Origin of the sequence: Pseudoduganella guangdongensis (assembly GCF_009857475.1) — a bacterium.
GTDB lineage: Bacteria > Pseudomonadota > Gammaproteobacteria > Burkholderiales > Burkholderiaceae_D > Rugamonas > Rugamonas guangdongensis.
The window spans coordinates 47,093-61,936 of the sequence record NZ_WWCJ01000021.1; the positions used below are offsets into that span (position 1 = coordinate 47,093).

Genomic DNA, 14,844 nt, shown 5'->3' on the forward strand with positions numbered 1-14,844 from the left:
GGCAGCGCGGCTGTTGTTTCTTCTACCGCACCAATGCATCCATCCGAGGTTTTATTCCAGGGCACACGCCAGCCGCTGCTGCTTCCCGCCTGCGACCACTACGCAGGCAATGAGAAGCTGATGCGCAAATCCATGGCCCTGCAACAAGAGCTTGGTCCCCTGTTCGACATCACCTTCGATTGCGAGGACGGCGCCGCCGCCGGCAACGAGGAATCGCACGCCAAACTGGTCGCCCTGCTGCTGCTGGACGAAGCCAACCAGTTCAACCGCATCGGCGCCCGCGTGCACGATGTGAACAGCCCCCATTTCGAACGCGACGTCGAGATCATCTGCACCGAGGCGGGCCACAAGCTGGCCTACATCGTGATTCCCAAGCCGGACGGCGTGCAGGAAGTCGCGCGCGCCATCGAACTGGTGAACAAGCACGCCGCCACGTCCGGCCGCGCCACCCCGCTGCCGGTGCACGTGCTGATCGAGACCCACGGCGCCCTGCGCGACGTGCACGATATCGCCGCCCTGCCCCAGGTCGAATGCCTGTCCTTCGGCATCATGGATTTTGTCTCGGCCCACTACGGCGCCGTGCCGGGCAGCGCCATGCGCACGCCGGGCCAGTTCACCCACCCGCTGGTGGTGCGCGCCAAGCTGGAAATCGCCGCCGCCTGCCATGCGCACGGCAAGGTGCCGTCGCATAACGTGACGACCGAAATCAAGGATTCCGCCGTGGTAGCCACCGACGCCCAGCGCGCGGCCGCGGAATTCGGCTTCACCCGCATGTGGAGCATCCACCCGAACCAGATCAAACCGGTGATCAAGGCGTTTACGCCACGGGTTTCCGAGGTCAACGAGGCCGCCACCATCCTGCATGAGGCGGAGAAGGTACAGTGGGGCCCCATCAGCCAGCACGGGCGCTTGCACGACCGCGCCAGCTATCGCTATTATTGGACGGTTTTGCAGCGTGCCAAGCTCGCAGGCCTGCCGCTGCCTGACACCGTTGCCGCCCTGCTCGGGGCGGGCGAAGCCAAAGGAGCCCAATGATGTCGATTTCGAAACTCTTCACCGCCTGCGCCCTGGCATGCATCGCAGCCATCGCCGCACCGCTCACCCACGCCGCTGAAAGCGCCGCGCCGGCCAAAGCTGCCGCCAAGCCCGCCGCCAAAGTCCCGGCCAAAAAGCCCGTCTCGAAGAAAGCCAAAGCCGCCGCCGGCGCTGCGGCAGCTGGCGCGGCCGGTGCCGCCATGGCCGAGGGCGAGCCGAGCGTGGCCGAGCACAAGGCCACCGACTACGCCTGCGAACTGGGCAACAAGATCACCATTTACAGCCATGCCGACGATAGCAACAGCATCGCGCTGCGCTGGAAGAACCGCCTGCACCGCCTGACTCGCGAAGCCACCACCACCGGTGCGCAGCGCTTCGAGAACAAGCTGGCAGGCCTGATCTGGATCGGCATTCCTGCCAAAGGCATGCTGCTGGATTCCAAGGTGAACCGCCAACTGGCAAACGAATGCAAATCATCTGAACAAGCGCTCGGACTTTAATTACAAGGAGAGGTCATGTCCCGCAACACACTGAATACGCTTAAGGATTTCCCAATCGGGGGCAAAAAGGGTAAGTTCTACTCCCTGCCAGCCCTGGAGAAGGAACTGGGCGCAAAAATTTCCCGCCTGCCGGTATCGATCCGCGTCGTACTGGAATCCGTACTGCGTAACTGCGACGGCAAGAAAGTGACCGAAGAACACGTCAAGCAGCTGGCCAACTGGGGCGCCACCGCGGCCCGTACCGACGAGATCCCATTCGTCGTGGCCCGTGTTGTGCTGCAGGACTTCACCGGCGTGCCACTGCTGGCCGACCTGGCCGCCATGCGCAACGTCGCCTCCAAAATGGGCGTGAACCCGAAGAAAATCGAACCGCTGGTCCCGGTGGACCTGGTGGTTGACCACTCGGTCACCATCGACCACTTCCGCGAGCCGAAGGCCCTGGACCTGAACATGAAGCTGGAATTCTCGCGCAACAACGAGCGCTACCAGTTCATGAAGTGGGGCATGCAAGCCTTCGACACCTTTGGCGTGGTGCCTCCGGGCTTCGGCATCGTCCACCAGGTCAACCTGGAATACCTGGCGCGCGGCGTGCACAACGCATCCGGCGTGTACTACCCTGACTCGCTGGTCGGCACCGACTCCCACACCACCATGATCAACGGTATCGGCGTGGTGGGCTGGGGCGTGGGCGGCATCGAGGCGGAAGCCGGCATGCTGGGCCAGCCAGTGTACTTCCTGACCCCGGACGTGATCGGCGTCAACCTGACCGGCGTGCTGCGCGAAGGCTGCACCGCGACCGACCTGGTGCTGACCATCACCGAAATGCTGCGTAAAGAGAAAGTCGTGGGCAAGTTCGTCGAGTTCTTCGGCGAAGGCACCGAGTCGCTGTCCGTGACCGACCGCGCAACCATCGCCAACATGGCACCGGAATACGGCGCGACCATGGGCTTCTTCCCGGTTGACGACGCCACCATCGAGTACTTCGAAGGCACCGGCCGCACCAAGGACGAAATCGCCGCCTTCCAGGCCTACTTCAAGGCGCAGGGCATGTACGGCGTGCCGAAGAAAGGCGACATCGACTTCACCCGCGAACTGCACCTGGACCTGTCCACCGTTGCCCCGTCGCTGGCCGGCCCTAAGCGTCCGCAAGACCGTATCGAAATCGGCAACGTCAAAGCGACCTTCACCGACCTGTTCTCGAAGCCAACCACCGAGAACGGCTTCAACAAGAAGGCCGACGAACTGACCAAGACCTACACCACCAGCAATGGCGTAAACGTGAAGAACGGCGACGTCCTGATCGCCGCCATCACCTCCTGCACCAACACCTCCAACCCGAGCGTGCTGCTGGCTGCCGGCCTGCTGGCGAAGAAAGCTGTGGAAGCCGGCCTGACCGTTGCTCCGCACATCAAATCGTCCCTGGCGCCTGGCTCCCGCGTTGTGACCGAGTACCTGACCGCCGCCGGCCTGCTGCCATACCTGGAAAAACTGGGCTTCGGCGTCACCGCCTACGGCTGCACCACCTGCATCGGTAACGCCGGCGACCTGACCCCGGAACTGAACGCCACCATCACCGGCAACGACATCGTCGCCGCTGCCGTGCTGTCCGGCAACCGTAACTTTGAAGCGCGTATCCACCCGAACATCCGCTCCAATTTCCTGGCATCGCCACCGCTGGTCGTCGCTTACGCGATCGCCGGCAACGTGACCCGCGACCTGATGACCGAGCCAGTCGGCCAGGGCAAGGATGGCAAGGACGTGTACCTGGGCGACATCTGGCCGACCTCCGCCGAGATCCAGAAGCTGATGAAGTTCGCGATGAACTCCAAGGTCTTCAAGTCCAACTACGCCGACGTCAAGGGCAACCCAGGCAAGCTGTGGGAAAACGTGTCCTCGACCGAAGGCCAAGTGTACAACTGGCCTGATTCGACCTACATCGCGGAACCACCATTCTTCGATGGCTTCGAGATGACCCCGAAAGTGGCGGAAGCCGGCATCAAAGGCGCGCGCGCACTGGGCGTGTTCGGCGATTCCATCACCACCGACCACATCTCGCCAGCAGGCTCGATCAAGGAAGACGGCCCAGCCGGCAAATGGCTGAAGGACAACGGCGTGATGAAGGCCGATTTCAACTCCTACGGCTCGCGCCGCGGCAACCACGAGATCATGATGCGCGGCACCTTCGCCAACGTGCGCATCAAGAACAAGATGATCCCGGCCAAGGCCGACGGTTCCGCAGTGGAAGGCGGCATCACCATCCACCAGCCATCCGGCCAGCAACTGTCGATCTACGACGCGGCCATGAAGTACGTGGCGGAAGGCACCCCGACCATGATCTTCGGCGGCGAAGAATACGGCACCGGCTCCTCCCGTGACTGGGCTGCCAAGGGCACCCAGCTGCTGGGCGTGAAGGCGGTGATCTGCCGCTCCTTCGAGCGTATCCACCGTTCCAACCTGGTGGGCATGGGCGTGCTGCCGCTGCAATTCATCGGCAACGACTCGGTTGAATCGCTGGGCATCACCGGCAAGGAAGTGTACGACCTGAAGGGCCTGGAAGGCGACATCAAGCCGCAACAGCAAGCTACCCTGGTCATCCACCGCGCCGACGGCTCGAAGAAGGAAGTGCAAGTCCTGCTGCGCATCGACACCCCGATCGAAGTGGACTACTACAAGCACGGCGGCATCCTGCCATTCGTGCTGCGCCAGCTGCTGGCTGCTTAATAAAAAATGGGGACGTACCCCATTTTTTGAGCAACAAAAAACGCCACCCTCGGGTGGCGTTTTTTATTGCCCGAAAAATGGCGGGCGTCCCCATTTTTTTATTGCACCGCCAATCCTTTCCGAATCCACTACAATAGGCGTAACAAGTTTCCTTTTTGACTAAGAAAAGCGCTATGCGTCGCCCATCCAAAGATTCAACCCATAAATTATCTGCCGACAGCCAGCGCCTTATCTCCCTCGCCCAAGCCTTGGGCCAGGCCGCCAGCCGCATTGAAGAGCGACACTGGGAACGGGCGCTGGATATCCAGCTGCATAAACTGCTGCGCACCGGCCACCAGGATACGGTCGATGCCGCCCTGAACTCGCTGTTCAGCGTGGATTTGCCCGCCTACGACATCCTGATGGATGGCGTGGAGGCCGTCAGCGAGTCCGACACCATCGTGGTGGAGGTCGACGGCGAGTCGCGCGAGTACGATATCCTGCTGGTCGCCGCCCCGGTGCTGGCCTGGACCCGTTTCTCGATCGCCTCCGGCCAGATCCCGGCCGATATCCTGAACACCCTGTCGGCGCACTTCTCCGCCCACCTGCTGGCCGATGGCACGCACATGGCCATGTCGTCCACCCTGTACTCGATCGACCAGCTGCCGCGCACCCACGCCGAAGCCTATTCCAAGGTGCACAAGCTGGCGCAAGCCGCACTGAAGGGTCAGGCCATTAAATCGGACGCCAAACAAGCGGAAACGGCGCCCTTCCTGGCCGACACCCGCTACCTGATGGTGGCCGTGGTCACCCCGCACAACGGCCCGCTGTTCCGCTGGCAGATGCCGGCGCTGCACACCACCCAGGCCGAGGCGCGGCGCGACGCGCTGGCCGCGTGGACCACGCAGGCCACCCCGACCGTGGCGCGCCTGCTGCCGGGCTGCGGCATCGAACTGCTGCTGCCGGAAGCCTACTACACCGCCTGCCGCGAAGCCGACAAATCGGTACGCCCGGTGTCGATCCGCGCCGCCGTGCATTATCTGACGCACTCGCTCGATTGCGACGCGTCCGAACTGCGCGCGGTGATCGCCGGCTTTGGCGACGAATCGGCGCCGGATGGGCAGGTGGACGAGTACCGCGTCGCCTTCACCCGCCGCTCCGACAGCGATGTGATGTACGGCGTGGTGTGGCCGCTGTACGGCCAGGAAGACGAAGACGGCACGCCGCCCGAAGGCCTGTCCGGCAGCATGGCCGAGTTGCTCAAGCCGCGCACGCCGGTCGAGGAAATCGTCGAACACCTGAATGCCGCCGGCGTCACGCTGGTGAAAAAGCTGGGTGAAAAGTATGTCGCCGAATATTGCGACGACTGCGGCGCCCCGCTGTTCGCCGACCCCTCCGGTGAACTGGTCCACGCTGAAATGCCGGAAGACGCCGCCACCGGCACCGAGCACTTCCACTAAGCAAAAAGCCCGCGATCAACGCGGGCTTTTTTCTTCAGGCCGGGCCACCGGCTGCGGCGGCGGACACGCCTGGCATTGGATCGCTGGTGCCGACTGCACCAAAGCCTGTGGCGGTGGCATCTTCCAGAACAAATTACCCATCGCCATGATCAAACCCGAGAAGCCCAAAAACAGCCCCATGACAGTCGCCAGTGTCCAGCGCGAAATGTCCGCGCGCAAAGCTTCCAGGTCAGCCTTGGTCGCCAAAGTCGGCAGGATGGCCTCGATTCGTGCGAGGCGGGAGTTTTGATCGTCGTCCATGGGTCCAGCATACGCCGGACGCTGGTCACTTCCAAGTGGAGAACGGCTGCTTAATCAGGCGGGAGTTGAGGTAACGCAAGTCCTGCGTCACTTCCTCCCCCACCCAGTCAGGCTTCGCGAAAACGGCATCCTCCGCCGGCAGTTCGATCTCGGCGACGACGAGGTCGGCGTTCTCGCCGAGGAACTCATCCACCTCCCACACAAAGCCGCCGAAAGGAATGCGGCGCCGATACTTCTCGATCAGCGGCCGCTCGCACAAACCATCCAGCAGCTCCGCCGCTTCGACGACCGGAATCTCATACTCCCACTCGCCGCGCGCCGCGCCGACATTCTTGCTCTTGATGGTCAAAACCGCCCGCTCGCCCTCGATCCGCACGCGCACCGTGCGCTCCGCCTGCGAGGACAGATAGCCCTGGCGCAGCAGCACCGGCTCGCCTTGCGCGCGCCAGCCCTCCCCCGCGACCAGGAATTTACGTTCGATCTCGACGCCCATCTGGATTACTCGTCCAGCGACAGCAGGATAGGCTGCAGGATCGCCGCGCCCAACGCCGCGCTGCGCGAGCCATTCCAGCCCACGGCCGGCACCGGCAGGTCCGCGTTATCCTTGAACGGCATTTCCAGCGTCAGCGACAGCACCTGGAAGTGGTGGCCGACATACTTGGACGCCAACGTCAGCATGTCTTCCTTGTACTTGGAAGGCGCATAGCCCACCGCGTCCTGGAAGTCCGGGGTCGCGTTCTTGTAACGGTCGATGAAGTTCTTCTGGCGCGCCATCTGCTCCGGCGTGAAGTTCTCCAGCATCTCGTTGCCGGCCACGAAGTTGTAAGGCAGGGCCTCGTCGCCGTGGATGTCGAAGAACATGTCCACGCCGGTTTCGTGGATCTTCTCCTTCACGCACAGCACCTCAGGCGAGCGCTCCAGGGTCGGCGTCATCCACTCGCGGTTCAGGTTGGCGCCCGCCGCATTGGTGCGCAGGTTGCCGCGGATCGAACCATCCGGATTCATGTTCGGCACGATGTAGAAGCAGCAGCGCTGCAGCAGCTTGCGCGCGATCGGGTTGGCGTCGTCCAGCAGGGAATCGATCAGGCCTTCGATGAACCACTCGGCCATCGATTCGCCCGGATGCTGGCGCGCGATGAACCAGATTTTCTTTTCCGCTTCCGGCTCGCCGATCACGACCAGGTTCATGTCGCGGCCCTCGATCGAAGAACCGATATCGAGCACGCGCGCGATCGGGTTCTCGGCCACTTCGCCCAGCAGGCGCAGGTGGCGTTCCCACGAATACGGCTCGAAGTAGGCGTAGTACACGCTATCGTTATGCGGCGTGTGCTTGATGGTCATCACCTGGCCATCGAAGGAAGTCGGGACGCGGAACCAGTTTTCGCCGTCGTAGCTGGCGGCGGCGTTGTAGTCTTCGAAGCCTTTGGCATAGGTGGCATCGCCGGCGTTCAGGAACTTCATCGTCACCGCTTCGCCACGCGCGCCCTGCAGGCGGAAGTGGAACCATTGGTGGATGTCGGCAGCGTTGTCCTTGCGGAGGTTCAGTTCGATGTTCGCGGCGTTGTCGGCGCGGACTACTTCGATGGCGCCAGAGTCGAAATTCTGGCTGATTTTGATGGTCATTGCGGTCCCGTTCAGATGCATGGGTTGATCGGAACCGCTATTGTACACATTCAAACCGGGAAACCAGGGTCCCCGGCTCCCCGCTTGTCAGTCCACATTCCGCCCGCGCGCCTTCAAGGCCGCCCGCACGCCAGCCCCGTAAGCCGCATCCGCCTTATCGAAATGTCCCAGCTGCCGCTGGATAATTTCATCGCTGACCTGGCTCAAAGGCCCGGCAATATTATCGAACAGGTTAAGCTTCTCCTGCGCCGGCAGCAAACGGAACAAATTACCCGCCTGGGTGTAATCATCTTCCTTGCCGCGTCCATCGTAGCGCCCCGCTCCACCGTTCAGCCCCAGCACCGGCTCCCCATGCCCCATGCCCTGAGGATTGCTGCCGGCCGCCTCGGTCGGCGCATAGTTCTGCTGCGCGCCGCCATGGCCCAGCGCCATCGCCCCGTCGCGCTGCTGGTTGTGGAACGGGCAGCGCGGCGCATTCACCGGCAGGTGCTGATGATTGGTACCCACGCGGTACAGCTGCGCATCGTGGTAAGCGAACAAGCGCGCCTGCAGCATCTTGTCCGGCGAATAGCCCATGCCCGGCACCACATTCGCCGGCGACAGCGCTGCCTGCTCCACCTCCGCGTGATAGTTCACCGGATTACGGTTCAACTCCAGCAAGCCCACCGGAAGCAGCGGGAAGTCCGCATGCGGCCACACCTTGGTCAGGTCGAAAGGATTCCAGCCCGTGCGCTGCTCCCACGCCGCCAGTTGCTGCTCCGTCGCTACCTGCACTTTCACCTCCCATTGCGGGAAATTGCCAGCCGCGATCGCGTTGAACAGGTCGCGCTGCGCATGATCCGGGTCCGCCCCCGCCAGGCGCGTCGCCTCCGCCGCGCTCAGGTTCTTGATGCCCTGCCGGGTCTTGAGGTGCCACTTCACATAAACGCGCTCACCGGCCGCGTTGATCAGGCTGAAGGTGTGGCTGCCAAAACCGTCCATGTGGCGATAGCCATCCGGCGTGCCGCGATCGCTGAACAGCATGGTGACCTGGTGCAGCGATTCCGGCGTCTTGCTCCAGAAGTCGAACATCATGGTCGGCGACTTCAGGTTGGTGTGCGGATCGCGCTTCTGCGTGTGGATGAAGTCCGGGAATTTGATCCCGTCCTTGATAAAGAACATCGGCGTGTTGTTGCCCACCAGGTCCCAGTTGCCCTCCTCCGTATAGAAGCGCACCGCGAAACCGCGCGGATCGCGCTCGGTATCGGCACTGCCACGCTCGCCGCCGACAGTAGAGAAGCGCACAAACGTGTCGGTCTGCTTGCCGATGGCAGAGAACAGCTTGGCCTTGGTGTAATTGCTGATGTCGTGGGTCACTGTGAAAGTGCCGTAAGCGCCGGAGCCCTTGGCATGCACCACGCGCTCTGGAATGCGCTCGCGGTTGAAATGCTGAAGCTTCTCGATGAGATGGAAGTCCTGCAGCAGGACAGGGCCACGCGGGCCGGCAGTCAGGGAATTCTGGTTGTCTGCGACGGGAATGCCGGATGCGGTGGTAATTGGGTCTTGGCTCATTGCTTGGCTCCTTCATGTGATCGGTGAAATCATTCTAATGAGACACGAGCGATAAATAAATTTGATTAATTCTATGAAACCGATAGTTAAAATTGCTCGTGTATGGCGATCCCCTCGAACGTATCGGTGGCGGCGGCCCAAGGCTTGGCCTGGAACGCCCGCTGCGCATCCGCGTAGCCGGCCTGCCAACGCTGGCCGATGCCGGCGCTTGAAAAGTCAATATCCTTGGTATGGTCCTCGCAGCTCAGGCGCGGCGCCTTGAGCAAAACCACGTGCATGGAGGTACCGCAGCCCCACTGCGCCAGCTCACGCACCTCCGGCGACTGCCGCACCGCCTCGGGCAGCTTCAGCGCCAGCTCGCGGATCACCCGCCGCAGGCGATGCAGCTTTTGCTGCTGCTCGATATGGCTGGCGCGGCTGGCATACTGGATTTCCTTGTGCTTCTCCAGCACGTCCAGGATGCTCTGCGGCTCGCTGCCGTCCGGATTCCACACCTGCACCGAAAAAATCACCGAATCGCGGCGCGGCTCGTCATCCAGCACCGCCTCGATCGGCGTGTTCGAATAAATGCCGCCGTCCCAATACGGCTCGCTGCCGATGCGCACCGCCGGGAACGCGGGCGGGATCGCGCCGGACGCGATCACATGCGCCAGCTCCAGCGCCTCCTTGCGCGTGTCGAAGTAGCGCATCACGCCGTTGCGCGCGTTCACCGCGCCCACGGTCAGGCGCGTGTGGCGCTGGTTCAGGTAGTCCAGGTCCACCAGCCCTTCCAGCGTTGCGCGCAAGGCATTGGTACGATAGAAGGCGGCATTCTCCACTCCCAGCGGCGCAGCAGGATTCCACCATGCGAGCGGATTCGGTTCGAAAAAGGCAGGGATGCCCTGGGACAGGGTGAGCGCGTTGGCGAACGCGGGAATCAGTCCTGCGAAAGCATCGTGCCGCTGCATCGCTTCCCAGAACGCTTTCAGGCGCGGCAGGCGCTGCTCCGGCGGGTTGCCCGCGATGATGGCGCCGTTCAGCGCCCCGATCGAGGTGCCGATCACCCAGTCCGGCTCCACGCCCGCTTCGTGCATGGCCTGGTAGACGCCGAGCTGGTATGCGCCCAGCGCGCCGCCGCCCTGCAGCACCAGCACCACCTGGCCCGGCACGCCGTTCTTCACAGCCGCACCGAGAGGCCGATGGTCAGCGCGTGGTCCGGCGTGCGGCGATTCAGGCCCAGCATCACGCCGACGTCCACATGCAGGTCGCGCGTCAGCGAATAACCGCCGCCGAAATCGAAACTTGCCGTGCTGCCGCCATCGCGCCCGCGTGCAATGCGCGGCGCCGCCAGCTCGATGAAGGTATAGGCGCGCTCGCCGAAGTTCTTCGCCAGCGTGATGCCGAACTGCCCGACCGCCACATGGCGCCCCCTGTCGTCGCAGTCCCGATACAAGCCAGGCATGACGCCCAGGTTCAGGTCCTGCGGCAGGTCCCACTCCAGCGGCAGCCGCAGCGAAGGTCGCGTGCCATTGCCCTTGAAGCCGCGCGAGCCTGTCGCGAAGTCCGCCTGCAGGACCAGGCCGACCGCCGGCGCGCCGCCGTCACGCTCAGCCTCGCGCAAGCGCCACTTCGCGCTCAGGGCCGTATCGCCCCAACCACGTAGCCGGGCCGGATCACTGCGATCCGTCAAGCGACCATCCGATTCCATCCGCAGCTCCATATTCTCAGTCACGCCAAAACGCAGCATCCACGGCGTGCTGCGCGCCTCCTTTGACTGCAGCCAGCCCGTTTCCAGCTGCAGCCGCCCCTTGCCGACCACCGCCGGCGCATCCACGAAATCGGGACGGTCGGTGGCAATCCAGTCATCGGGCTGCGCAGCAGCGCAGCACAGCGGCATCGCTAGCGCGCACAACAGGCGATTCGGCATGAGACGCTCCTGCATTTCTGGCATAGGATAGAAATATGCCACTAATACCGGACATCAACAATGAGGCTCAACCACATAGATTTGCCCGTTACCGACCTGGAAGGCGCCGCCGACTACTTCCAACGCGGCTTCGGCTTGGAACGGATGCCGGGCCCGGCTGGCGGCATGGCCATCCTGCGCGGTGAAGACGGCTTTGCGCTCATCTTGCAACAGGCAGACAAGGCCGACTACCCCGCCGGCTTCCACGTCGGCTTCTTGCAGCCAACCGACGCAGCCGTGCAGGCCGCTTACCAGCGGCTGGCCGACGCCGGCCTCCCCCTGCCCGCCCCGCCCGCCGTCAGCTACGGCTGCCTTGCCTTCTGGTGCCAGGCCCCCGGCGGCATCCTGATCGAAGTCAGCCACCGACCCGGATAAATTTCCCGGAACTTTCCGCCCGCTTTACTGTCCAAACTCAAAACACCGCCCCCAGTGTTGCGTCAAAGTGGCGCAATCAATAACGGAGGCGGCCATGGCGCACGACGAAAAAATTACAAAGCTGGAGGTCAATGTGGAAAACCAGGGCATCACCATTGCCGAACTGCGCGGATTCAACGAGCGCATCCTCAATGAGTTACACAAGTGCAACAACGAAAACCGCCTACATGCGGACCAACAGGTCAAAGCTCTACGCGAGCATACGGACGCACAAGTTGAAGGGTTGCGCAAGCATACCGAAGCGCAGGTGCAAAAACTGCAGGAGCATATTGATAAGCAACGTGATCATTTCGAAGAGCAAGCCGCCGATCAGCACAAGCATTTTCAATCGGAAATCGAAAAGCAGCGCATGTATTTCGACGCGCAACACAAAGAAATGCGCACGTATTTCGACGCGCAAGACAAAGAAATGCGCCAGTATTTCGACACGCAAAACGAAAAGCTACGCGAACAATTCACCACGCAGGACGAAAAAATGCGCGATCAATTCACCGCGCAGCTTCAAGCGCAGCGCGCGCACACCGATCACATGGTCGCCGAAATCCGCAAGAGTTCCGAGGAGCAACGCATTCGCGACGAACAGAAGTTCGCGGACCAGCGCCAACACAGCGACCAGCAATTTGCCGAGCTACGCAAGGACATGAACGCCGGCTTCCGCTGGACCAGCGGCGCCATCCTCACCCTGGCCGCCCTGATCGTCGCCATGTACGCCAAAGTACTCGCCCTATACTGACATGCGCCCCGTCCGCAGCGCATAGGCCCACTCCGGCCGTCCATGCTGCTCGGCCACCAGCGCCGCCGCCTCCCAATCATACGGAACAGCATACTGTTCCACTGCCCAACCGCCCGACGCCGCGCGCTCCACAATCGCATAGCGCGCATGCGGCGTGCCATTCTCCGCCTTATGCGGAAACGGATGATCATCCGAATACGCCTGCAAGCCCACGCTTCCCGGGTTAAGCACCAATCGCCCATCCCCCAGCAGCACGGAGCGCGGCACATGCGTGTGCCCACACAGGACCAGGGAAGCCTGCACCTCGCCCGCCCGCTGCAGCACCTCGGCATAGGTCGCTGTCCGCTGCCCCGCCGCATCCACCGACTCCATCCAGTACACCAGGTCCGACTCCGGCGTGCCATGGACCAGCAGCACATCATCCTCTAAACGCATGGACACTGGCAGCGACGCAATCCACGCGCGGTGCGCCGGTGCGATATGCTCATGCGCCCAGCGGTCGGACGCCCCCATGCGCGAAGCATCATGTTCCAGGATTTGCCGTTCATGGTTGCCACGGATCGTAGGCAAGCCCAGCGCCATCAATCGCTCGGCAGTTTCGGCAGGGAGTAAAGGGCCCGACAGGATGTCGCCCAGGTTGACAGTTACATCGACATTGCGCCGCGCCAGGTCGTCCAGCACCGCATCCAACGCCCACAGGTTTCCGTGGATATCCGACAAAACAGCAATTCGCATCGTACCCCGCTAATTGCCCGCCATGGCATCGGCCACCTTATCCATCTGGGATGCTTTGGCGACCGCATTGGCTGGCTGACGTTCATTCTTCTGGGACTCATGCGCCTGGCTGGCAGACGCCGGGACTGGCAATAAAGAAGCGACCCGCACCGTATCCATGGCATACATGGAAGCTGCGAGACCTATGGTTGCGATCAGGAGCCAACGAACCCACGAAGATAGCACGGTAACCTCCGGCAAACTTGCTCACCTACCAGTTTAGCGAGCAAGTTTGCCAAGATTCTATTCGATTGTCACCAACCGAAAAAATTCATTACTTCTGCGGCATTTCCACCATGTGGACCAGCTCCCAGATATGGCCGTCCAGGTCCTCAAAGCCATGGGCGTACATAAAACCATAGTCCTTCGGCTCACGCGGCGTTTTGCCGCCCGCCGCCACCGCCTTGCGCACCAGCTCATCGACCTCCTCGCGGCTCTCGCACGACAGGCAAACCAGCACCTCCGTCGCTTCTTTCGCATTGGCGATCGGCTTCGAGGTAAAGGTGCGGAAGAAATCCTCCACCAGCAGCATGGCATAGATGCTGCCGTCCTGAATCACCATACTCGCCGCGTTTTCATCGGTGAACTGTGGGTTGAAGGTATAACCCAGCGCTGCGAAGAAGGCTTTGGACTTTTCCAGGTTTTTCACCGGCAGGTTGACGAAGATTTGCTTGTTCATTTGGCGTCTCACTTTCTTGGTTGGTTGATGGCAGAAGCCCCGCCATTATTCCTACGACGCGCCAGCTTTACCGGAATCGACAACTTTATCAAAAATATTTTGCAATCGCGCGCAGCCCCTCCAGCGCGCCCGCCGCCATCCCGACGTCGGCCGCGCTGCCAACCGCGAACTCGCGCGGATTGATGCGCACCATACGCCCTCCACGCTGCAGGACGCGGTGGCCGAAATGGCGCACCGACGGAATCGCTGTCCCCGCCCCCAGCTCGATCACCAGCGGCCGGCGCAACTGCTCCAGCCAGGACTCCAGCCGGGCCGCCTGCAACGCGCTGCGGCGTTCGATCCAGTCCCAGTCCCCGAACATCAGGATGTTGGGGCGCGCCAGGCCGCCGCAGTCCGGGCAGCGCGGCAAGGCACTGCGCAGGCGGCAAGCGCTGGCATCGACATCAGGGGTGAATTCATCCGCCGGCCAGATCTTGCTGCAGCAAGGCTGCAGGCATTGCAGGTGATGGATGGAGCCGTGGCATTCATGGATGGCGCGCTCCTCGAATCCGGCTTTCTGGAACTGGCCATCGACATTGCTGGTAAAGACAAAGCTGCCCTGGTCCATGGCGTCGCCCCAGGCGCGCAGCAAAGCGAAGCCTTCGTGCGGCACCGTGGCCCGGTACAACGCCAGGCGATGTCCGTAGAAACCCCAGGCCAGTGCCGGATCGGCGTGGAAGGTTTGCGGCGAGGCGACGCTGGAGAACTCCATCCGCGCTTGCGCCAGCGCTGGATAGGCCTTCCAGAAGCCCTCATTGCCGCGAAAATCCGGTAAACCGGAATCGACACCGAGGCCAGCGCCGGCCGCGATAACAAGCCCGTCCGCTTGCGCGATAAGTTCGGCGGCGCGCTCCGCCTGGGTCAGATCGATTGGCATCTGTGTAGTTTGCGGTAACTTTGACAAAAGCTCAAATCGCTCTGCTATAATTCCAGGCTCGAGTCGGGGCGTAGCGCAGCCTGGTAGCGTACCTGCATGGGGTGCAGGGGGTCGGAAGTTCGAATCTTCTCGCCCCGACCATACAAATCAAAGGGTTACAGTTTTTGGACTGTAGCCCTTTTTTGTTTTGTTG

At 62.3% G+C, this 14,844-nt stretch carries 15 protein-coding genes and 1 tRNA gene; 7 read left to right on the plus strand and 9 right to left on the minus strand.

The genetic code is table 11. The features are described 5' to 3' along the window. Positions 1 to 33 precede the first annotated feature (33 nt). From GTP41_RS22280 to GTP41_RS22295, 4 genes are all read left to right on the plus strand, one after another. Entirely contained in the window at positions 34 to 1,035 is a 1,002-nt protein-coding gene (locus GTP41_RS22280; protein ID WP_161027783.1) for an HpcH/HpaI aldolase/citrate lyase family protein, read from the plus strand. Beyond that, on the plus strand, positions 1,032 to 1,535 hold the full coding sequence (locus GTP41_RS22285) for a hypothetical protein (RefSeq protein WP_308700874.1): 504 nt from the start codon (positions 1,032 to 1,034) through the stop codon (positions 1,533 to 1,535). The genes GTP41_RS22280 and GTP41_RS22285 overlap by 4 nt, the downstream gene beginning before the upstream one ends. Before the next feature lie 15 nt (positions 1,536 to 1,550). Next, positions 1,551 to 4,256 (plus strand): aconitate hydratase AcnA, encoded by a 2,706-nt coding sequence (gene acnA / locus GTP41_RS22290; protein WP_161027784.1) that lies wholly within the window; start codon positions 1,551 to 1,553, stop codon positions 4,254 to 4,256. Positions 4,257 to 4,429: 173 nt separating this feature from the next. Further along, a complete protein-coding gene (locus GTP41_RS22295) occupies positions 4,430 to 5,695 on the plus strand; it encodes a DUF2863 family protein (RefSeq protein ID WP_161027785.1) in 1,266 nt (421 codons plus the stop codon). Between the two features lie 15 nt (positions 5,696 to 5,710). Here the strand turns inward: GTP41_RS22295 and GTP41_RS22300 are convergent, their stop codons facing one another. The 6 genes from GTP41_RS22300 to GTP41_RS22325 form a co-directional block, all read right to left on the minus strand. After that, positions 5,711 to 5,995: a hypothetical protein gene (locus GTP41_RS22300; protein ID WP_161027786.1), complete on the minus strand. Its 285-nt coding sequence runs from the start codon at positions 5,993 to 5,995 to the stop codon at positions 5,711 to 5,713. A 25-nt stretch (positions 5,996 to 6,020) separates the two neighbouring features. Continuing rightward, complete coding sequence (locus tag GTP41_RS22305; protein ID WP_161027787.1) at positions 6,021 to 6,488, minus strand: CYTH domain-containing protein; 468 nt, start codon at positions 6,486 to 6,488, stop codon at positions 6,021 to 6,023. Positions 6,489 to 6,493: 5 nt separating this feature from the next. Then, positions 6,494 to 7,618, minus strand: coding sequence for a M14 family metallopeptidase (locus tag GTP41_RS22310; RefSeq protein ID WP_161027788.1), 1,125 nt, complete (start codon positions 7,616 to 7,618; stop codon positions 6,494 to 6,496). 87 nt (positions 7,619 to 7,705) lie between these two features. Beyond that, entirely contained in the window at positions 7,706 to 9,169 is a 1,464-nt protein-coding gene (locus GTP41_RS22315; RefSeq protein WP_161027789.1) for a catalase, read from the minus strand. An 86-nt stretch (positions 9,170 to 9,255) separates the two neighbouring features. Continuing rightward, positions 9,256 to 10,329, minus strand: a complete 1,074-nt coding sequence (locus GTP41_RS22320; RefSeq protein WP_371867383.1) for a patatin-like phospholipase family protein — start codon at positions 10,327 to 10,329, stop codon at positions 9,256 to 9,258. Then, positions 10,326 to 11,075, minus strand: coding sequence for a transporter (locus GTP41_RS22325; protein WP_161027790.1), 750 nt, complete (start codon positions 11,073 to 11,075; stop codon positions 10,326 to 10,328). Before GTP41_RS22325 ends, GTP41_RS22320 begins: the two co-directional genes overlap by 4 nt. A gap of 60 nt (positions 11,076 to 11,135) precedes the next feature. Between GTP41_RS22325 and GTP41_RS22330 the strand changes: the two genes are divergently transcribed. Both GTP41_RS22330 and GTP41_RS22335 read left to right on the plus strand, forming a co-directional pair. Then, positions 11,136 to 11,489, plus strand: a complete 354-nt coding sequence (locus tag GTP41_RS22330) for a VOC family protein (protein WP_161027791.1) — start codon at positions 11,136 to 11,138, stop codon at positions 11,487 to 11,489. 94 nt (positions 11,490 to 11,583) lie between these two features. Then, positions 11,584 to 12,282 carry a hypothetical protein gene (locus tag GTP41_RS22335; protein ID WP_161027792.1) on the plus strand — a complete coding sequence of 233 codons (699 nt, stop codon included), beginning with the start codon at positions 11,584 to 11,586 and terminating at the stop codon, positions 12,280 to 12,282. Here GTP41_RS22335 and GTP41_RS22340 read toward each other — a convergent pair. The 3 genes from GTP41_RS22340 to GTP41_RS22350 all read right to left on the minus strand — a co-directional run bounded on the left by GTP41_RS22340 (position 12,274) and on the right by GTP41_RS22350 (position 14,651). Further along, the gene (locus tag GTP41_RS22340; RefSeq protein WP_161027793.1) at positions 12,274 to 13,017 is read right to left on the minus strand and encodes a metallophosphoesterase family protein; all 744 of its coding nucleotides are present in this window, start codon (positions 13,015 to 13,017) and stop codon (positions 12,274 to 12,276) included. The two genes, GTP41_RS22335 and GTP41_RS22340, sit on opposite strands and share 9 nt — an antisense overlap. 313 nt (positions 13,018 to 13,330) lie before the next feature. Then, positions 13,331 to 13,735 carry a VOC family protein gene (locus GTP41_RS22345; protein ID WP_161027794.1) on the minus strand — a complete coding sequence of 135 codons (405 nt, stop codon included), beginning with the start codon at positions 13,733 to 13,735 and terminating at the stop codon, positions 13,331 to 13,333. An 88-nt stretch (positions 13,736 to 13,823) separates the two neighbouring features. After that, positions 13,824 to 14,651, minus strand: coding sequence for an SIR2 family NAD-dependent protein deacylase (locus GTP41_RS22350; protein ID WP_161027795.1), 828 nt, complete (start codon positions 14,649 to 14,651; stop codon positions 13,824 to 13,826). A gap of 64 nt (positions 14,652 to 14,715) precedes the next feature. Between GTP41_RS22350 and GTP41_RS22355 the strand changes: the two genes are divergently transcribed. Continuing rightward, positions 14,716 to 14,792: transfer RNA gene (locus tag GTP41_RS22355), tRNA-Pro, on the plus strand. Positions 14,793 to 14,844: the final 52 nt, after the last annotated feature.